General features: G+C 58.8%; 16 protein-coding genes. 13 read left to right on the top strand and 3 right to left on the bottom strand.

From position 1 onward, the window contains the following. Positions 1 to 260 precede the first annotated feature (260 nt). Both clpA and clpS read right to left on the bottom strand, forming a co-directional pair. Positions 261 to 2,531, bottom strand: coding sequence for an ATP-dependent Clp protease ATP-binding subunit ClpA (gene clpA / locus ACW9HX_RS12820; protein ID WP_085732141.1), 2,271 nt, complete (start codon positions 2,529 to 2,531; stop codon positions 261 to 263). A 30-nt stretch (positions 2,532 to 2,561) separates the two neighbouring features. Then, entirely contained in the window at positions 2,562 to 2,945 is a 384-nt protein-coding gene (clpS, locus tag ACW9HX_RS12825; protein ID WP_011334948.1) for an ATP-dependent Clp protease adapter ClpS, read from the bottom strand. Between the two features lie 224 nt (positions 2,946 to 3,169). Between clpS and ACW9HX_RS12830 the strand changes: the two genes are divergently transcribed. Further along, on the top strand, positions 3,170 to 3,451 hold the full coding sequence (locus tag ACW9HX_RS12830; protein WP_457380905.1) for a cold shock domain-containing protein: 282 nt from the start codon (positions 3,170 to 3,172) through the stop codon (positions 3,449 to 3,451). A gap of 79 nt (positions 3,452 to 3,530) precedes the next feature. On the opposite strand, the gene icd is transcribed toward ACW9HX_RS12830, so the two are convergent. Next, positions 3,531 to 4,787, bottom strand: a complete 1,257-nt coding sequence (gene icd / locus ACW9HX_RS12835; RefSeq protein ID WP_457380906.1) for an NADP-dependent isocitrate dehydrogenase — start codon at positions 4,785 to 4,787, stop codon at positions 3,531 to 3,533. A 481-nt stretch (positions 4,788 to 5,268) separates the two neighbouring features. Here icd and ACW9HX_RS12840 point away from each other — a divergent pair, with 481 nt between their 5' ends. The 12 genes from ACW9HX_RS12840 to nuoC all read left to right on the top strand — a co-directional run bounded on the left by ACW9HX_RS12840 (position 5,269) and on the right by nuoC (position 19,404). Next, positions 5,269 to 7,494, top strand: a complete 2,226-nt coding sequence (locus ACW9HX_RS12840) for an NADP-dependent isocitrate dehydrogenase (RefSeq protein WP_457380907.1) — start codon at positions 5,269 to 5,271, stop codon at positions 7,492 to 7,494. Positions 7,495 to 7,693: 199 nt separating this feature from the next. Further along, entirely contained in the window at positions 7,694 to 8,140 is a 447-nt protein-coding gene (locus tag ACW9HX_RS12845) for an NUDIX hydrolase (RefSeq protein WP_457380908.1), read from the top strand. Between the two features lie 59 nt (positions 8,141 to 8,199). After that, a complete protein-coding gene (gene mnmA, locus ACW9HX_RS12850) occupies positions 8,200 to 9,324 on the top strand; it encodes a tRNA 2-thiouridine(34) synthase MnmA (RefSeq protein WP_074688946.1) in 1,125 nt (374 codons plus the stop codon). Then, positions 9,321 to 9,944, top strand: a complete 624-nt coding sequence (gene hflD, locus ACW9HX_RS12855) for a high frequency lysogenization protein HflD (RefSeq protein ID WP_096822257.1) — start codon at positions 9,321 to 9,323, stop codon at positions 9,942 to 9,944. Before mnmA ends, hflD begins: the two co-directional genes overlap by 4 nt. A 126-nt stretch (positions 9,945 to 10,070) precedes the next feature. Next, positions 10,071 to 11,441: an adenylosuccinate lyase gene (gene purB / locus ACW9HX_RS12860; protein WP_273900857.1), complete on the top strand. Its 1,371-nt coding sequence runs from the start codon at positions 10,071 to 10,073 to the stop codon at positions 11,439 to 11,441. Between the two features lie 86 nt (positions 11,442 to 11,527). Further along, positions 11,528 to 12,703 carry a ribosomal protein uL16 3-hydroxylase gene (locus ACW9HX_RS12865; protein ID WP_457380909.1) on the top strand — a complete coding sequence of 392 codons (1,176 nt, stop codon included), beginning with the start codon at positions 11,528 to 11,530 and terminating at the stop codon, positions 12,701 to 12,703. Next, on the top strand, positions 12,696 to 13,121 hold the full coding sequence (locus ACW9HX_RS12870; protein WP_457380910.1) for a GNAT family N-acetyltransferase: 426 nt from the start codon (positions 12,696 to 12,698) through the stop codon (positions 13,119 to 13,121). The genes ACW9HX_RS12865 and ACW9HX_RS12870 overlap by 8 nt, the downstream gene beginning before the upstream one ends. Before the next feature lie 243 nt (positions 13,122 to 13,364). After that, positions 13,365 to 14,102 carry a secretin N-terminal domain-containing protein gene (locus ACW9HX_RS12875; RefSeq protein ID WP_457380911.1) on the top strand — a complete coding sequence of 246 codons (738 nt, stop codon included), beginning with the start codon at positions 13,365 to 13,367 and terminating at the stop codon, positions 14,100 to 14,102. A 476-nt stretch (positions 14,103 to 14,578) separates the two neighbouring features. Next, positions 14,579 to 15,904, top strand: a complete 1,326-nt coding sequence (gene aceA / locus ACW9HX_RS12880; protein WP_262161031.1) for an isocitrate lyase — start codon at positions 14,579 to 14,581, stop codon at positions 15,902 to 15,904. 546 nt (positions 15,905 to 16,450) lie between these two features. Further along, entirely contained in the window at positions 16,451 to 16,864 is a 414-nt protein-coding gene (locus ACW9HX_RS12885; RefSeq protein WP_003223812.1) for an NADH-quinone oxidoreductase subunit A, read from the top strand. Positions 16,865 to 16,874: 10 nt separating this feature from the next. After that, positions 16,875 to 17,549 (top strand): NuoB/complex I 20 kDa subunit family protein, encoded by a 675-nt coding sequence (locus tag ACW9HX_RS12890; protein ID WP_007951456.1) that lies wholly within the window; start codon positions 16,875 to 16,877, stop codon positions 17,547 to 17,549. Positions 17,550 to 17,619: 70 nt separating this feature from the next. Next, a complete protein-coding gene (nuoC, locus tag ACW9HX_RS12895; RefSeq protein ID WP_457380912.1) occupies positions 17,620 to 19,404 on the top strand; it encodes an NADH-quinone oxidoreductase subunit C/D in 1,785 nt (594 codons plus the stop codon). The last annotated feature ends 1 nt before the right edge of the window (position 19,405 follow it).

Here is a 19,405-nt window from a genome sequence, read left to right on the forward strand (position 1 = left end):
CAGCGAAGCAAACCGTAGGCGATGCCCCCGGATCAATCCCGGAGCGAAGGAACCCCGAGCCTCAGCGAGGGGCCGTACGTCAGGGTTAGAGACCTTTTGGTTACTTTTGGCTGGGCCGGCATTCCGGGCGTTTGCCAAAAGTGACCCGCCGCAAGGGCGGAACCCTAAGAAGCCGTTACCGCAGCAACGGATATGCCCCCCAAACCAAAAACCGCAGACAGCAAAAAGGCGCCCGAAGGCGCCTTTTCACTTACCAGCCGTCAGGCCATTTCCGCAGTGGTCTCGAAGTCAAACGTCAGCTCACCATCCTTGATGTCGATGTGAACCACACCGCCATGCTCGGCCAGTTCGCCAAACAGAATCTCCTCCGCCAGCGGACGCTTGATCTTGTCCTGGATCAGACGCGCCATTGGACGAGCGCCCATGGCCGAATCGTAACCACCGGCCGCCAGCCAACTGCGCGCCGCATCGGTAACTTCCAGAAGCACCCGCTTGTCTTCCAGCTGCGCCTGAAGTTCGGTGAGGAACTTGTCCACCACGCTCTTGATAACCTCATGACTGAGGCGACCAAACTGAATGATGGTATCCAGGCGGTTGCGGAATTCCGGCGTGAAGCTCTTCTTGATCACTTCCATCGCATCGGACGAATGGTCCTGATGGGTGAAACCGATCGAAGCACGCGCCGCCGTTTCAGCACCGGCGTTGGTGGTCATGATCACGATCACGTTGCGGAAGTCCGCCTTGCGCCCGTTGTTATCGGTCAGCGTGCCATGGTCCATCACCTGCAGCAGCAGGTTGAAGACTTCCGGATGCGCCTTCTCGATTTCATCGAGCAGCAATACGCAATGCGGTTGCTTGGTGATCGCCTCGGTCAACAGGCCGCCCTGGTCGAAACCGACATAACCCGGAGGCGCACCGATCAGACGCGATACGGTGTGGCGCTCCATGTACTCGGACATGTCGAAACGCACCAGCTCGATCCCCAGCGCCTTGGCCAGTTGCCGTGCAGCCTCGGTTTTACCGACACCGGTAGGCCCGGCGAACAGGAACGAACCGACCGGTTTGTCCGGCGACTTGAGGCCCGCACGGGACAACTTGATCGCGGTCGACAACGAATCGATCGCCGCGTCCTGACCAAACACCGTCAGCTTCAGGTCACGCTCGAGGTTACGCAGCAGCTCCTTGTCGGAACTGGTGACGTGCTTCGGCGGAATACGCGCGATTTTCGCCACGATGTCCTCGACCTGAGGCACTTCAATGCGCTTCACACGCTTCTCGACCGGTTGCAGGCGCTGATAGGCACCCGCCTCGTCGATCACATCGATAGCCTTGTCCGGCATATGCCGGTCATTGATGTAGCGCGACGCAAGTTCAGCAGCGGCGCGCAACGACTCATCGCTGTATTCGATGTTGTGATGCTGTTCGAAACGCCCTTTCAGGCCGCGCAGGATGCCGATGGTGTCTTCCACCGAAGGCTCGACCACATCGACCTTCTGGAAGCGACGCGCCAGGGCACGGTCCTTCTCGAAGATGCCACGGAATTCCTGGAACGTGGTCGAGCCAATGCAGCGAATGTCGCCAGACGACAGCAGCGGCTTGAGCAGGTTCGAGGCATCCATCACGCCACCGGACGCGGCACCCGCACCGATAATGGTATGGATCTCGTCGATGAACAGAATCGCCTGCGGACGTTTTTTCAGCTCATTGAGCAACGCCTTGAAGCGCTTCTCGAAATCGCCGCGATACTTGGTGCCTGCGAGCAAGGCGCCGAGATCAAGGGAATAAACGACGCTGTTGGCCAGCAGGTCCGGCACCTGGTTGTCGACAATGCGTTTGGCCAGGCCTTCGGCAATCGCGGTTTTACCCACGCCCGCCTCGCCCACCAGCAGCGGATTGTTCTTGCGGCGACGCGCGAGAATCTGCGCGACACGCTCGACTTCCGTTTCACGCCCTACCAGCGGATCGATCCGGCCCTGGCGTGCGAGTTCGTTGAGATTGCTGGCATAAGCATCCAGCGGATTGCCTGAAGAAGAAGACTCACCGCCCTCGTCGTCCTGCATATCTTGTTCACCTTCAGAGTGATCGCCATGCCCAGGCACTTTGGAAATGCCATGGGCGATATAGTTGACGACATCAATGCGTGCAACGCTCTGCTGTTTCAGCAGGAACACCGCCTGACTCTCTTGCTCACTGAAGATTGCAACCAGCACATTGGCGCCGGTCACTTCGCGTTTGCCCGAGCTCTGCACATGAAAGACAGCACGTTGCAATACACGCTGGAAGCCCAGGGTTGGCTGGGTTTCGCGATCTTCGTCATGGACGGGGATCAGTGGCGTGGTGGAGTCGATGAACTCCTGCAGGTCGTGCTTGAGTTTGTCGAGGTTTGCGCCGCAGGCACGCAATACGGTGGCGGCAGCCTCATTGTCCAATAGGGCCAGCAGCAGGTGTTCGACGGTCATGAACTCATGACGCTTCGAACGTGCCTCCTTGAAGGCAAGATTGAGGGTGACTTCGAGCTCGCGGTTTAACATAGCTTCACCTCATACCCAAGTGGTCGGCGATTAACCGTCCTTCTCGATTTCACAGAGTAGCGGATGCTGGCTTTCCCTGGCGTACTGGTTGACCTGCATGGCCTTTGTCTCGGCGATGTCGCGGGTAAACACTCCACATACTGCCCGCCCTTCTGTATGGACGGCCAGCATGACCTTGGTCGCCAGCTCGCGATTCAGGTTAAAAAACACCTCGAGCACTTCGACGACGAAATCCATCGGTGTGTAGTCATCATTAAACAAAACCACCTTGTACATCGGCGGCGCCTGTAACGCAGGCTTTGCTTCCTGAACAGCAACGCCTGCCGAATCGTCGTCGTGCTCCTGTGGAAGATCCTTTTGGAGAAGCGGGCGATCCTGATTGAATGTTAGTCGAATCTGGCTGATTGCATGCATGGAAAGAAAGGTTCGTCAGTTGTGCAAATACAGTGGTGGGGGCGGCTTGACACGTTTTCAACTCCGACTGCCCGGTCACCTTGACTATCGGGAAAACGGTGTTACAACCAATAGAACCCACAGTGGGTAAAAAAGATCCGCGGAGTCAATCTTTTTAACGGATTCGACTGCGGATGAATTGGATGATACTCCAGCGATGGAGACTGTTGCAGAGGGATTTGAGCATGGCTGTCGGCAAGGTGAAATGGTTCAACAATGCCAAGGGGTTCGGTTTCATCAATACCGAGACCCATGAAGGAAAGGATGAAGACGGTCACCTGATCGATTTCTTTGCCCACTACTCCGCCATTGAGATGGACGGGTACAAAACCCTCAAAGCCGGGCAAGTCGTTAAATTCGACATTGTGCAAGGGCCCAAAGGCCTGCACGCCACAAAAATTCAGAATGTCGAAGCCGCAAAAGATGCCGCCTCGGCCGCCGCTCAGCACCAATCAGTGACCAGCTGAAGCAACCAGAACACCTGCCAGAAAACAAACCGCCCGGCTCGATCACTCGAGCCGGGCGGTTTCGTTGCAGCTGCCTTTCTTACATGTGCTTGATGATCGCCTCACCGAAGCCCGAAGAGGACACCAGTGTGGCGCCTTCCATCAGACGTTCGAAGTCGTAGGTCACGGTCTTGGCCTTGATTGCGCCATTGGTGCCCTTGATGATCAGGTCGGCCGCCTCGGTCCAGCCCAGGTGGCGCAGCATCATTTCGGCCGACAGAATCACCGAACCCGGGTTGACCTGGTCCTTGCCGGCATATTTCGGCGCGGTACCGTGGGTCGCCTCGAACATGGCCACGGTGTCGGACAGGTTGGCGCCCGGCGCGATACCGATACCGCCCACTTCCGCCGCCAGGGCGTCGGACAGGTAGTCACCGTTGAGGTTGAGGGTGGCGATCACATCGTATTCGGCCGGACGCAGCAGAATCTGCTGGAGCATGGCGTCGGCGATGGCATCCTTGACGATGACTTCACGGCCGGTTTTCGGGTTCTTGAATTTCATCCACGGGCCGCCATCGAGCAGCTCGGCGCCGAACTCATCCCGCGCCACCTCGTAGCCCCAGTCCTTGAAGGCACCTTCGGTGAATTTCATGATATTGCCCTTGTGCACGATGGTCAGCGACTTGCGGTCGTTGTCCACTACGTATTGCAGGGCCTTGCGCACCAGACGCTTGGTGCCTTCTTTCGAAACAGGCTTGATGCCGATGCCGCAATCCTGGTCGAAACGGATCTTGGTGACGCCCATTTCCTCTTTCAGGAACTTGATGACCTTGGTGGCCTCAGGGGAGCCGGCCTTCCATTCGATACCGGCATAAATGTCTTCGGAGTTCTCGCGGAAGATCACCATGTCGACGTCGCCAGGCTTTTTCACCGGGCTCGGCACGCCTTCGAACCACACCACAGGGCGCAGGCAGACATAGAGATCGAGCTGCTGACGCAAGGCAACGTTGAGGGAGCGGATGCCGCCACCGACCGGGGTGGTCAGCGGGCCCTTGATGGAAACGACGTAATCTTTAACGGCGTCCAGGGTTTCCTGGGGCAGCCAGGTGTCCTGGTCGTAGACTTGAGTTGCTTTTTCGCCAGCATATACCTCCATCCAGGAAATCTTGCGCTTGCCCCCGTAGGCCTTGGCCACGGCAGCATCAACCACTTTGATCATCACAGGGCTGACGTCGACGCCAATGCCGTCACCTTCAATGAAGGGAATGATCGGGTTATCAGGGACATTGAGAGAATGGTCTGCGTTGACGGTGATTTTGTCGCCGACGGCTGGAACCTGAATCTTCTTGTAACCCATGCTGAACTCCATTGTTTGGATTGAACATCTGGCTTGGTTCGAGCGTAACCCAGTTGAATCAACACGCAAACCCTCTGTTCCGGACGCGACCACATCTCGTTTCGTACAAGCCTGAAAGCAAAGGGAAAAGCGCCAATCTCAAGCATTCACGGCGACTCTACGCCCCCCCCCGCCCTGCGACCTTTAGACCAATGGACGAGAATCGTTGCATATGAACCATCGGCAGATTGCCAGCTACCTATGTATAATGCCGCCCGCTGACCAAAGGGTCACGACGGCTGGCCTCTCTAGCACGAGACTTTCCGCCTGATTGGTCGGGTTGTTACCGCAGTCCGACTGCTTGACGCTCTACTGATGCACCCAACATCACCGCGAAGATTCTCGACATTCGGTTCATGGATGACTTTGAACGAACGCGCTTACCCGGCGCCCCTCGAGTTTCTGCGCACGCTTTAGCAAAGAAGAGAGAGTTAATCCGAATATGCCCACCCGCTCGAAGATCATCTATACCTTCACCGACGAAGCTCCAGCCCTCGCCACCTATTCCCTGCTGCCGATCATCGAGGCTTACACCGCCTCGGCCGATATCGCCGTGGAAACCCGCGATATCTCTCTTGCAGCACGTATTCTGGCCAGCTTCCCCGAGCAACTGGGCGACAAAGCCGTAGCCGACCACCTCGCCGAACTGGGCGACCTGGCCGTTACGCCTGAAGCCAACATCATCAAGCTGCCGAACATCAGCGCCTCGGTTCCGCAACTGCAAGCCGCGATCAAAGAACTGCAAGCCCAGGGCTACAACCTGCCGGACTACCCGGAAACCGTGACCAGCGACGCCGACAAAGACGCCAAGGCACGCTACGACAAGGTCAAGGGCAGCGCCGTGAACCCGGTTCTGCGTGAAGGCAACTCCGACCGTCGTGCTCCGCTGTCGGTCAAGAACTACGCTCGCAAGCACCCGCACAAAATGGGCGCCTGGGCCAAGGACTCCAAGTCCCACGTCGCTCACATGAGCACCGGCGATTTCTACGGCAGCGAAAAAGCTGCCCTGATCGACGCCGCTGACGCCGTGAAGATCGAGCTGATCGCCAAAGACGGCACCGCTACCGTCCTGAAAGAAAAAACCACAGTTCAGGCGGGCGAGATCCTTGACTGCTCCGTGATGAGCAAAAAGGCCCTGCGCGCGTTCATCGCTGCTGAAATCGACAGCGCCAAGCAGCAAGGCGTGCTGCTGTCGGTTCACCTGAAAGCCACCATGATGAAGGTCTCCGACCCGATCATGTTCGGCCAGATCGTTGCCGAGTTCTACAAAGACGCCCTGACCAAGCACGCCGACGTGCTGGCCGAGATCGGCTTCAACCTGAACAACGGCATCGGCGACCTGTACGCCCGCATCAAAGCCCTGCCGGCCGAGCAGCAAGCCCAGATCGAAGCCGACATTCAAGCGGTCTACGCCGTTCGTCCGTCGCTGGCGATGGTCAACTCCGACAAAGGCATCACCAACCTGCACGTGCCGAGCGACGTCATCGTCGACGCCTCGATGCCGGCCATGATCCGTGACTCCGGCAAAATGTGGGGCACCGATGGCCAGCTGCACGACACCAAGGCCGTGATCCCGGATCGCTGCTACGCCACCATCTACCAGGCCGTGATCGAAGATTGCAAAGCCAATGGCGCTTTCGATCCGACCACCATGGGCAGCGTGCCAAACGTTGGCCTGATGGCTAAAAAGGCTGAAGAATACGGCTCCCACGACAAGACCTTCCAGATCAAGGCCGACGGCGTGGTTCGCGTGACCGACAGCAAAGGCAAACTGCTGATGGAACAGGCTGTTGAAGCCGGTGACATCTTCCGCATGTGCCAGACCAAAGACGCACCGATCCAGGACTGGGTCAAACTGGCCGTCAACCGCGCTCGCGCAAGCAGCACGCCAGCCATCTTCTGGCTGGACCCGATGCGCGCCCACGATGGCGTAGTGATCGAGAAGGTTCAGGCTTACCTGAAGGATCACGACACCGCTGGTCTGGACATCCAGATCATGGCACCGGTCGACGCAATGAAGTACACCCTGCAGCGCACTCGCGAAGGCAAGGACACCATTTCGGTGACCGGCAACGTACTGCGCGACTACCTGACCGACCTGTTCCCGATCATGGAACTGGGCACCAGCGCCAAGATGCTGTCGATCGTGCCGCTGATGAACGGCGGTGGCCTGTTCGAAACCGGCGCTGGTGGTTCGGCTCCGAAGCACGTGCAGCAACTGGTCGAAGAGAACTTCCTGCGCTGGGATTCGCTGGGTGAATTCCTGGCCCTGGCCGCTTCTCTCGAGCACCTGGGCGTGAACTACAACAACCCGAAAGCGCTGGTTCTGTCCAAGACTCTGGACCAGGCCACTGGCCAGTTCCTCGACAACAACAAGTCGCCATCGCGCAAAGTCGGCAACATCGACAACCGCGGCAGCCACTTCTACCTGGCAATGTACTGGGCACAAGCCCTGGCCGCCCAGACCGAAGACGCTGCACTGCAAGCGCAGTTTGCGACCCTGGCCAAGACCCTGACCGAGAACGAAGCGACCATCGTCGCCGAGCTCAACGCCGTTCAAGGCAAGCCAGTGGACATCGGCGGTTACTACCACGCCAATGCCGAGCTGATCAGCAAGGCCATGCGCCCAAGCGCAACCCTCAACGCGGCCATCGCTGCGCTGGTATAAGGTTGTAAAGGGAACATCACAAACCCCGGCCCCGTGCCGGGGTTTGTGTTTCTGAAGACAACACAAACCCTTGTGGGAGCTGGCTTGCCAGCGATGACAGCCGATCAGCCAACAATCATGGTGATTGATCCACTGCTATCGCTGGCAAGCCAGCTCCCACAGGGATAGTGTTTCAAGTTTTGGAAATTGAGAAAGACTTATGGACTGGCTCCCCCACATCACCGTCGCCACCATCGTCGAGGACAACGGTCGTTTCCTGATGGTCGAGGAACACAAGGCCGGCCGTAACGTGCTCAATCAGCCCGCCGGTCATCTGGATCCGGACGAAACTCTGATCGAAGCCGCCGTGCGCGAAACCCTCGAAGAAACCGGCTGGGACGTCGAGCCCACCGCCGTGGTCGGCATTTATCTGTATACCGCCCCAAGCAACGGCGTGACTTACCAGCGCGTGTGCTTCAGCGCCAAAGCGGTGAAACACCACCCGGATTATCAGCTGGACGACGGCATCGTCGGCGCCAAGTGGCTGACCCGCGACGAATTATTGGCCCAGCGCGAGAACTGGCGCAGCGAGCTGATCATCCGCTGCATCGATGATTATCTGGCCGGCAATCGCTTCGGCCTCGAACTGATCCGCCCTTCCCTTTAGCCTTGAGGCCGTGAGCCTGATAGAATCGCGTCCTTTTTCAAGACACTCATTGAATCCCTATGCGTGATCCAGCCCCTTCTGACACATCCAAGAAGCGCGTCATTGTCGGCATGTCCGGCGGCGTGGACTCTTCCGTTTCCGCTCTCCTGCTGATCGAGCAGGGCTATGAAGTGGAAGGCCTGTTCATGAAGAACTGGGAAGAAGACGACGGAACGGAATACTGCACCGCCATGGACGATCTGGCGGATGCTCAGGCCGTGTGCGACAAGATCGGTATCAAGCTGCACACCGCCAACTTCGCCGCCGAGTACTGGGACAACGTATTCGAGCATTTCCTGGCCGAATACAAGGCCGGACGCACGCCGAACCCGGACATCCTGTGCAACCGCGAGATCAAGTTCAAGGCGTTCCTCGACTACGCCATGATGCTCGGTGCCGACCTGATCGCCACCGGTCACTACGTGCGCCGCCGCGACATCGATGGCCGCACCGAACTGCTCAAGGGCCTGGACCCGAACAAGGACCAGAGCTACTTCCTGCACGCTGTCGGTGGCGAACAGATCGCCAAGACCCTGTTCCCGGTCGGCGAGCTGGAAAAACCCGAAGTCCGTGCCATTGCCGAGAAATACGAGCTGGCCACCGCCAAGAAGAAGGATTCCACCGGGATCTGCTTCATCGGCGAGCGTCGTTTCAGCGATTTCCTCAAGCAATACCTGCCGGCGCAACCGGGCGAGATCAAGACCACCGAAGGCGAAGTCATCGGCCGCCACCACGGCTTGATGTACCACACCATCGGCCAGCGTCAGGGCCTGGGCATCGGCGGCTTGAAAGACGCCGGCGACGAGCCGTGGTACGTGCTGCGCAAGGATCTGGACACCAACGAGTTGATCGTCGGTCAGGGCAACAACCATCCGTGGCTGTTCTCCAGCGCCCTGCTTGCTTCGGAAATCTACTGGGTCAACCCGATTGATTTGAGCCAGCCGCTACGCCTGACCGCCAAGGTTCGATATCGCCAGAGCGATCAGGCCTGCACGCTGGAAAAAACCGAGACCGGTTATCGCGCCGTGTTCGACGAGCCGCAACGCGCGGTCACGCCGGGCCAGTCGGTGGTGTTCTATGACGGAGAAATCTGCCTCGGCGGCGGCGTGATTGAAGTCGCCGAGCCGTGGAGCGGCCAGGCATGAGCCCGACTCAGGAGCAACTGACGGCTCTGGGCGGCGTGTTTCTTGCCGCCGTGCTGGTCGACCGGATCGCCAAGACCGGCCAGACCAACGAAGCCGGCCTGAGCTGCATGCTCGGCAGCCTGCTGGTTCGCGACCCGAAAGACACGCTGGACGTGTACGGCGGCGACGACATCAACCTGCGCGACGGTTACCGCGCACTGATCGGCGCCCTCGAACGCGACCCGAGCACCTTGCAGCGCGAGCCGTTGCGCTACGCTTTGTCGATGCTCGGCCTTGAGCGGCAACTGGCCAAGCGCAACGACATGCTCGACGTGATCGGCAAGCGCCTGCCGCAGATTCAGTCGCAGGTCGAGCATTTCGGCCCGGCCCATGAAAACGTAATCGCCGCTTGCGGCGCGCTGTACCAGGACACATTGAGCACCTTGCGCCAACGCATCCAGGTGCATGGCGACATGCGTAACCTGCAGCAGCCGAGCAATGCTTCGAAGATCCGCGCCCTGCTGCTCGCCGGCATTCGTTCGGCACGCCTGTGGCGGCAGTTGGGCGGTCATCGCTGGCAGCTCGTGATCAGCCGTCGCAAGTTGCTCAAAGAGCTTTACCCGCTGATGCGCAGCAGCTGAACCGCGCCCGCAATACCGTTTTGAGTCAGTAACGCGTAATACGCCGGTCAGTTGGCGACGGACCGGCGGATTTTTTCATGTATGATACGCGCCCCATTTCGTTGCCCGACTGTCCGAGAACACCCCATGCAGCTCTCTTCGCTCACTGCGGTTTCCCCTGTTGACGGCCGCTACGCCGGCAAAACCCAGGCCCTGCGCCCAATTTTCAGCGAGTACGGTCTGATCCGTGCCCGCGTTCTGGTTGAAGTGCGCTGGCTCCAGCGCCTGGCCGCTCACGCCGGTATCCCGGAAGTGCCAGCCTTCTCCGCCGAAGCCAACGCCGTTCTGAATGAACTGGCCGAGAACTTCTCGCTGGAGCACGCCGAGCGCGTAAAAGAGATCGAGCGCACCACCAACCACGACGTAAAAGCGATCGAATACCTGCTCAAAGAGCAAGCCGCCAAGCTGCCTGAACTGGCCGCTGTCAGCGAATTCATCCACTTTGCCTGCACCAGCGAGGACATCAACAACCTGTCCCACGCCCTGATGCTGCGCGAAGGCCGTGATGATGTGATGCTGCCGCTGATGCGCCAGACTGCCGAAGCCATTCGCGAACTGGCGATCCGCTTCGCTGACGTGCCGATGCTGTCGCGCACCCACGGTCAGCCAGCTTCGCCGACCACACTGGGTAAAGAGCTGGCGAACGTGGTTTACCGCCTCGAGCGTCAGATCGCTCAGGTTGCGGCCGTTCCGCTGCTGGGCAAGATCAACGGCGCTGTCGGCAACTACAACGCTCACCTGTCGGCCTACCCGCAGATCGACTGGGAAGCCAACGCCCGCGCCTTCATCGAAGACGAGCTGGGCCTGGGCTTCAACCCGTACACCACGCAGATCGAACCGCACGACTACATCGCCGAGCTGTTCGACGCAATCGCGCGCTTCAATACCATCCTGATCGACTTCGACCGTGACATCTGGGGCTATATCTCCCTGGGTTACTTCAAACAGCGCACCATCGCTGGCGAAATCGGTTCGTCGACCATGCCGCACAAGGTCAACCCGATCGACTTCGAAAACTCCGAAGGCAACCTGGGCATCGCCAACGCACTGTTCCAGCACCTGGCGAGCAAACTGCCGATCTCCCGCTGGCAGCGCGACCTGACCGACTCCACCGTGCTGCGTAACCTCGGTGTCGGCTTCGCCCACAGCGTGATCGCGTACGAAGCGAGCCTCAAAGGCATCAGCAAACTTGAACTGAACGCCGACAAGATTGCTGCCGATCTGGACGCGTGCTGGGAAGTCCTGGCCGAACCGATCCAGACCGTGATGCGCCGCTACAACATCGAAAACCCGTACGAGAAGCTGAAAGAACTGACGCGCGGCAAGGGCATCAGCCCTGAAGCACTGCAGACTTTCATCGATGGCCTGGACATGCCGGCCGCTGCGAAAGCCGAGCTGAAGCAACTGACCCCGGCCAACTACATCGGCAACGCTGTAGCGCAAGCCAAACGCATCTGATCGACTGCTTGACCCGTTTGAGACGCCCGGCCGCGCCGGGCGTTTTTATTCCCGTCTGAAAAATGCTTTTTTTCAATAGGTTACATATGAATCCCGATATTCCTCTTCAACTTCTGGGTGGTCTCACGGCGCGCGAGTTCATGCGCGATTACTGGCAGAAAAAACCACTGCTGATCCGTCAGGCGTTTCCTGATTTCGAAAGCCCGATCGACGCCGACGAACTCGCCGGCCTGGCCCTGGAAGAAGAAGTTGAATCGCGCCTGGTGATCGAACATGGCGAGCGCCCATGGGAGCTGCGCCGCGGCCCGTTCGCCGAAGACGAATTCAGCAAACTGCCGGAGCGCGAGTGGACCCTGCTGGTGCAGGCCGTCGATCAGTTCGTACCGGAAGTCAGCGAGCTGCTGGAAAACTTCCGCTTTCTGCCGAGCTGGCGCGTCGATGACGTGATGATCAGCTTCGCCGCCCCGGGTGGCAGCGTCGGCCCGCACTTCGACAACTACGACGTGTTCCTGCTGCAAGGCCACGGCAAGCGCAACTGGAAAATCGGCCAGATGTGCGACTCCGAGAGCCCGCTGCTGCAACATGCGGACCTGCGCATCCTCGCCGAATTCCACGAGACCGAAGAGTGGGTCCTGGAACCGGGCGACATGCTCTACCTGCCGCCGCGCCTGGCCCACTGCGGCGTGGCCGTCGATGACTGCATGACCTACTCGGTAGGCTTCCGCGCACCGAGCGCCGCCGAAGTGCTGACCCACTTCACCGACTTCCTCAGCCAGTTCCTGACTGACGAAGAGCGCTACACCGACGCCGATGCGAAGCCGGTCAGCGATGACCCACACCAGATCCAGCACGATGCACTCGGCCGCCTCAAAGCCCTGCTCGCCGAGCACATGAGCGACGAACGCCTGCTGCTGACCTGGTTCGGCCAGTACATGACCGAACCGCGCTATCCAGAACTGGTGGTCGGCCCGGAAGAAGTCGAAGAAGAAGATTTCCTCGGCGCACTCCAGGACGGTGCCATCCTGATCCGCAACCCGAGCGCGCGCCTGGCGTGGTCGGAAGTCGACGACGATCTGTTGCTGTTCGCCAGCGGCCAGAGCCGTTATCTGCCGGGCAAGCTGCGTGAACTGCTGAAGCTGATCTGCTCCGCCGACGCATTGCATACCGACAACCTCGGTGACTGGCTGAGCGACGAGGATGGCCGCGGCCTGCTGTGCGAACTGGTCAAGCAAGGGAGCCTGGGGTTCGCCGACGATGAATAAGATTCGCGTACGTGTTGCAGACTGGCAAAAGGACAACGCCGAGATCCGCCGCATTCGCGAAACGGTGTTCATTGCCGAACAATCGGTACCACCCGAGCTTGAGTGGGACGCCGATGACGCTACAGCGGTGCATTTCCTGGCGTTCGAAGGCGACTTTCCGATCGGCACCGCCCGCCTGCTGCCTGATGGACACATCGGCCGGGTTTCAGTGCTCAAGGACTGGCGCGGGCTGAAGGTTGGCGATGCGCTGATGCAGGCGGTCATCGCCGAAGCCGAATCCCGCGGACTGAAGCAGCAAATGCTCAGTGCGCAGGTGCAGGCCACGGCGTTCTATGAGCGCCTGGGCTTCAACCTGGTCAGCGAGGAATTCCTGGAAGCCGGGATTCCGCATGTCGACATGGTTCGTCATTCGGCATAAGTCCGCGTCGCGGCATTCGCGAGCAAGCCCGCTCCCACAGGAGATCTCCAGCGAACACAGATTTTGTGCCGAGCAGAGATCCAATGTGGGAGCGGGCTTGCTCGCGAAGAGGCCCTTCAGAACACCACAAAACGCCCCGCCATTTTCGGATGCCGGGGCGTTTTGCTGTCTACGATTCAACTTGCCCCACCCCGGGCCGACAAACTGGCAATATCAAGCCTTTCGAAAGCGGAGATAACGGACATGTCCCTACGCACCCTGCTCACCACCCTGCTGCTCGGCTGCAGTTTTTCGGTGATGGCAGCCACAGAAATCGTGCCCCTCAAGTACCACACCAGCGCCGACATGCTGCCGGTGGCCCAGGACTTCATCGGCAAGGACGGCCAGGTCAGCGCCTATGGCAACCAGTTGATCGTCAAGGCCGAACCGGACAAGATCCAGGAACTGAAAGCCCTGCTCACGCAGCTTGATACCGCGCCCAAACGCCTGCTGATCACCGTCGACACCAACGAAAACAACCAACAGAACACTGGCGACCAGCAAACCAGGATCATCAACTACAGCACTTCCAGTCGCGACGGCGGCATTCAGCAGATTCAGGCCAGCGAAGGCGCGCCCGCCCTGATCCAGGTCGGCCAAAGCGTACCGATCACCAGCAGCCAGACCAACTCATACGGCGATTACAGCAGCCAGACTCAATATCGCAACGTCACCCAGGGTTTCTACGTCACCGCCAGCGTCACCGGCGACACCGTTCACTTGGCTATCAGTACCAACCGTGACCGCATGAGCCAGGAACGTCCCGATGTAGTGAACGTGCAAAGCACCGACACAACCGTCACCGGACGCTTGGGCGAATGGATCACCCTCGCCGGTGTGAACCGTGAGACTCAGGCCGACAAACAGGGCCTGGCCCGCAGCTACTCGACTCAAGGCCGGGATGACATGACGTTGCGGGTGAAAGTCGATACGTTGGACTAAAGCACCAAAAACTGACTGATTAGTCGTATTAGACGAAAGATGTAGTGCTTGAAAAAAAGCACTACAAAACGTTTGACGAGCCAAAAAAGCGAAGGCATGATGGCCTCGCTCCCGCTAATCAGAGGCCCTGGCAAGGGCCTTCGAAGCGATGCTCGCACCCATCCCCGCGAGCCGTTTCGTGTCTGTACCGCCCACAAGGTGTGTTTGACGAGGTTGCCGACTGGAACGAAGTTGTCCCGAGGGACGGAAGCGTAATTAGGTAACCCGGCTTTACACTGTAGTTCGCATAGAGGCCCACGACGCCCGAATGCGCCCGCCAGTTCGCCTTTACCTGCTCACTTCCCCTCGAGCCCATCGTTCATCCCGTCGCCCGCCCCGCCGAACTCGACCTGACCACCTAAGCTTCTGGTCAGCGAGCGCAAGGAATTTTCCACCGCAGAACAACTTTTCATAAAGACGCGACGAGGTTTATCTCCATGGCACTGACACGCGAACAGCAAATTGCAGCCCTTGAAAAAGACTGGGCTGAAAACCCGCGCTGGAAAGGCGTGACTCGCAATTACTCCGCTGCTGACGTCGTCCGTCTGCGTGGCTCGGTTCAACCAGAGCACACCTTTGCAAAAATGGGCGCCGAAAAACTGTGGAACCTGGTCACCCAGGGTGCCAAGCCGTCCTTCCGCCCAGAGAAAGATTTCGTCAACTGCATGGGCGCCCTGACCGGCGGCCAGGCTGTGCAGCAGGTCAAAGCCGGTATCCAGGCCATTTACCTGTCGGGCTGGCAAGTCGCTGCGGACAACAACTCCGCCGAATCGATGTACCCGGACCAGTCGCTGTACCCGGTGGACTCGGTTCCAACCGTGGTCAAGCGCATCAACAACTCGTTCCGTCGTGCCGACCAGATCCAGTGGAAAGCCGGCAAGAACCCGGGCGACGAAGGCTACATCGACTACTTCGCGCCAATCGTGGCTGACGCTGAAGCCGGTTTCGGCGGCGTACTGAACGCCTACGAACTGATGAAGAGCATGATCGAAGCAGGCGCCGCCGGCGTTCACTTCGAAGACCAACTGGCCTCCGTGAAGAAATGCGGCCACATGGGCGGCAAGGTTCTGGTTCCAACCCAGGAAGCCGTGCAGAAGCTGACCGCTGCTCGTCTGGCTGCCGACGTTGCCGGCGTACCGACCATCATCCTGGCCCGTACCGACGCCAACGCTGCCGACCTGCTGACTTCCGACTGCGACCCATATGACAAGCCATTCGTAACCGGCGATCGTACTCAGGAAGGCTTCTACAAGGTTCGTGCAGGTCTGGACCAGGCAATCGCCCGTGGCCTGGCCTACGCGCCGTACGCCGACCTGATCTGGTGCGAAACTGCCAAGCCGGACCTGGACGAAGCCCGTCGCTTCGCCGAAGCGATCAAGAAGGAATACCCGGACCAGATCCTGTCGTACAACTGCTCGCCTTCCTTCAACTGGAAGAAAAACCTGGACGACGCGACCATCGCCAAGTTCCAGCGCGAACTGTCCGCCATGGGTTACAAGCACCAGTTCATCACCCTGGCCGGCATTCACAACATGTGGCACAGCATGTTCAACCTGGCGCACGACTACGCCCGCAACGACATGACTGCCTACGTGAAGCTGCAGGAGCAGGAATTCGCTGACGCTGCCAAGGGTTACACCTTCGTGGCTCACCAGCAGGAAGTGGGCACTGGCTACTTCGACGACATGACCACCGTGATCCAGGGCGGCACCTCCTCGGTGACCGCGCTGACCGGTTCGACCGAAGAAGAACAGTTCCATTGATCGACTTCGCCTGAGCGAACGGCCTTTGCGGACCGAATAGAAAGCTAACCGCATCGCCGAAAAACTGACGCCCCGACTGGTTCGGGGCGTTTTTTTTGCCTGTGACTTCCTGAACCTCTCAGGGTCGGCACAATCTGTCAGGCAAAACATTGATCCAGAGCGCTATCCGCGTCACAAAAATCGGTTAAAACGAGCGCCGCCGCTACTTGCAGTAACGCCGATATAAGACAACTTCCCAACTACCCACTCACCAATCAGTTACAAAACCATTCCAAACGATATCAATTATCATTTAGCAGCAACTATGTTCGTTACATTTCCTACAAAACATAATTCGTGAAATCCCGGCTAATGCCCGCAACGTATGGGCTACAGGGCCATAGAGGTGCGCTATGTCCTTATTCCAATAAATAATTTCGCTATAGGAATTTTACTTGCAGGGTGTTTAGCCATAAAATCAGCGCGATTGATTGCTGCGACATATCGTCACTGCCTTATTTCTTTATCAAGCTCAGAGACCTTTGCTCTCTGTTAAGGATTACCAGCATGCCCGAAGCGACAGGACTCATGGCCCACAACTGGGGCTTTGCCATTTTCCTTCTGGGTGTAGTCGGCCTGTGTGCCTTCATGCTCGGCGTCTCCAGCCTCCTCGGGTCAAAAGCCTGGGGCCGCAGCAAAAACGAACCGTTCGAGTCCGGCATGCTACCTACCGGTGGCGCCCGCTTGCGGCTCTCAGCCAAATTCTATCTGGTCGCGATGCTGTTCGTGATCTTCGATATCGAAGCCCTCTTTCTCTTTGCATGGTCTGTGTCCGTCCGCGAAAGCGGCTGGACCGGATTCGTCGAAGCTCTCGTTTTCATAGCAATTCTGTTGGCAGGTCTTGTCTACCTGTTCCGAGTGGGCGCCCTTGACTGGGCTCCGGAAGCTCGTCGCAAGCGGCAGGCGAAGCTGAAACAATGAGGCTTTGGCAATGCAATACAATCTCACCAGAATCGACCCCGATGCTCCTAACGAGCAGTATCCGATTGGCCAACGGGAAACCGTTTCCGATCCGTTAGAAGATCAAGTCCACAAAAACATTTTCATGGGCAAGCTGGAAGACGTGCTGAGTGGCGCGGTCAACTGGGGACGTAAGAACTCCCTGTGGCCGTACAACTTCGGTCTTTCGTGCTGCTACGTGGAAATGACCACGGCCTTCACGGCGCCCCACGACATCGCACGCTTCGGCGCCGAAGTTATCCGGGCATCACCGCGCCAGGCCGACTTCATGGTTATCGCCGGGACCTGTTTCATCAAGATGGCGCCGATCATTCAGCGTCTGTACGAGCAGATGCTCGAGCCCAAATGGGTGATCTCGATGGGTTCGTGCGCCAACTCCGGTGGCATGTACGACATCTACTCCGTGGTTCAAGGGGTGGACAAGTTCCTGCCCGTTGACGTCTACGTACCTGGCTGCCCGCCCCGTCCGGAAGCATTTCTGCAAGGCTTGATGCTGTTGCAGGAATCTATTGGCCAGGAGCGTCGCCCACTTTCCTGGGTCGTTGGCGATCAAGGCGTTTATCGCGCCGACATGCCTTCGCAGAAGGAACAGCGCCGCGAACAGCGAATCGCAGTCACCAACCTGCGCAGCCCTGACGAAGTCTGATCCAGATCTGTTTCAAAGAAACGAGAAGCTGGCTTCATTCTTTACGTTGACCGAAAGCGAAAAAATAACCATGACTACAGGCAGTGCTCTGTACATCCCGCCTTATAAGGCAGACGACCAGGATGTGGTCGTCGAACTGAACAATCGTTTTGGCCCCGAGGCGTTCACCGCCCAGCCGACCCGCACCGGCATGCCGGTGCTGTGGGTGGCGCGTGCCAAGCTCGTCGAAGTCCTGACCTTCCTGCGCAACCTGCCCAAGCCGTACGTCATGCTCTATGACCTGCACGGCGTGGACGAGCGTCTGCGCACCAAGCGTCAAGGCCTGCCGAGCGACGCCGAGTTCACCGTGTTCTATCACCTCATGTCGCTGGAACGTAATAGTGACGTGATGATCAAGGTTGCCTTGTCCGAGAGCGACCTCAGCTTGCCGACCGTCACCAGCATCTGGCCGAACGCCAACTGGTACGAACGTGAAGTCTGGGACATGTTCGGTATCGACTTCAAAGGTCACCCTCACCTGTCGCGCATCATGATGCCGCCGACCTGGGAAGGTCACCCGCTGCGCAAGGACTTCCCGGCGCGGGCCACCGAATTCGATCCGTTCAGCCTGAACCTGGCCAAGCAACAGCTTGAGGAAGAAGCCGCGCGTTTCCGTCCTGAAGACTGGGGCATGAAGCGCTCCGGCCCGAACGAGGACTACATGTTCCTCAACCTGGGTCCGAACCACCCTTCGGCTCACGGTGCGTTCCGCATCATCCTGCAACTGGACGGCGAAGAAATCGTCGACTGCGTTCCGGACATCGGTTACCACCACCGTGGCGCCGAGAAAATGGCCGAGCGTCAGTCCTGGCACAGCTTCATTCCGTACACCGACCGTATCGACTACCTCGGCGGGGTGATGAACAACCTGCCGTACGTGCTCTCGGTCGAGAAGCTGGCCGGCATCAAGGTGCCCGAGAAGGTCGACGTCATCCGCATCATGATGGCCGAGTTCTTCCGGATCACCAGCCACCTGCTGTTCCTGGGTACCTACATCCAGGACGTCGGCGCCATGACCCCGGTGTTCTTCACCTTCACCGACCGCCAGAAGGCGTACACGGTAATCGAAGCCATCACCGGTTTCCGTCTGCACCCGGCCTGGTACCGTATCGGCGGCGTCGCCCACGACCTGCCGCGCGGCTGGGAAAAACTGGTGAAAGACTTCGTTGAATGGCTGCCAAAGCGCCTCGACGAATACACCAAGGCCGCCCTGCAGAACAGCATCCTCAAGGGTCGTACCATCGGCGTTGCCCAGTACAACACCAAAGAAGCCCTGGAATGGGGCGTCACCGGTGCCGGCCTGCGTTCCACAGGTTGCGACTTCGACCTGCGTAAAGCGCGACCATACTCCGGCTACGAGAACTTCGAGTTCGAAGTGCCGCTGGCCGCCAATGGCGATGCCTACGACCGCTGCATGGTTCGCGTCGAAGAGATGCGCCAGAGCGTCAAGATCATCGACCAGTGCCTGCGCAACATGCCGGAAGGCCCGTACAAGGCGGATCACCCGCTGACCACGCCGCCGCCGAAAGAGCGCACGCTGCAGCACATCGAAACCTTGATCACGCACTTCCTGCAAGTTTCGTGGGGCCCGGTCATGCCGGCCAACGAATCCTTCCAGATGATCGAAGCGACCAAGGGCATCAACAGTTATTACCTGACGAGCGACGGCGGCACCATGAGCTACCGTACCCGGATCCGCACTCCAAGCTTCCCGCATCTGCAACAGATCCCTTCGGTGATCAAAGGCAGCATGGTCGCGGACATGATTGCGTACCTGGGTAGTATCGATTTCGTTATGGCCGACGTGGACCGCTAAG

It is taken from the genome of Pseudomonas sp. SDO52101_S400 (assembly GCF_054071635.1).

Bases quoted from the DNA above. Each gene is read 5' to 3' on its own strand.
- clpA (WP_085732141.1), bottom strand. From the start codon at position 2,531: ATGTTAAACCGCGAGCTCGAAGTCACCCTCAATCTTGCCTTCAAGGAG.
- clpS (WP_011334948.1), bottom strand. From the start codon at position 2,945: ATGCATGCAATCAGCCAGATTCGACTAACATTCAATCAGGATCGCCCG.
- ACW9HX_RS12830 (WP_457380905.1), top strand. From the start codon at position 3,170: ATGGCTGTCGGCAAGGTGAAATGGTTCAACAATGCCAAGGGGTTCGGT.
- icd (WP_457380906.1), bottom strand. From the start codon at position 4,787: ATGGGTTACAAGAAGATTCAGGTTCCAGCCGTCGGCGACAAAATCACC.
- ACW9HX_RS12840 (WP_457380907.1), top strand. From the start codon at position 5,269: ATGCCCACCCGCTCGAAGATCATCTATACCTTCACCGACGAAGCTCCA.
- ACW9HX_RS12845 (WP_457380908.1), top strand. From the start codon at position 7,694: ATGGACTGGCTCCCCCACATCACCGTCGCCACCATCGTCGAGGACAAC.
- mnmA (WP_074688946.1), top strand. From the start codon at position 8,200: ATGCGTGATCCAGCCCCTTCTGACACATCCAAGAAGCGCGTCATTGTC.
- hflD (WP_096822257.1), top strand. From the start codon at position 9,321: ATGAGCCCGACTCAGGAGCAACTGACGGCTCTGGGCGGCGTGTTTCTT.
- purB (WP_273900857.1), top strand. From the start codon at position 10,071: ATGCAGCTCTCTTCGCTCACTGCGGTTTCCCCTGTTGACGGCCGCTAC.
- ACW9HX_RS12865 (WP_457380909.1), top strand. From the start codon at position 11,528: ATGAATCCCGATATTCCTCTTCAACTTCTGGGTGGTCTCACGGCGCGC.
- ACW9HX_RS12870 (WP_457380910.1), top strand. From the start codon at position 12,696: ATGAATAAGATTCGCGTACGTGTTGCAGACTGGCAAAAGGACAACGCC.
- ACW9HX_RS12875 (WP_457380911.1), top strand. From the start codon at position 13,365: ATGTCCCTACGCACCCTGCTCACCACCCTGCTGCTCGGCTGCAGTTTT.
- aceA (WP_262161031.1), top strand. From the start codon at position 14,579: ATGGCACTGACACGCGAACAGCAAATTGCAGCCCTTGAAAAAGACTGG.
- ACW9HX_RS12885 (WP_003223812.1), top strand. From the start codon at position 16,451: ATGCCCGAAGCGACAGGACTCATGGCCCACAACTGGGGCTTTGCCATT.
- ACW9HX_RS12890 (WP_007951456.1), top strand. From the start codon at position 16,875: ATGCAATACAATCTCACCAGAATCGACCCCGATGCTCCTAACGAGCAG.
- nuoC (WP_457380912.1), top strand. From the start codon at position 17,620: ATGACTACAGGCAGTGCTCTGTACATCCCGCCTTATAAGGCAGACGAC.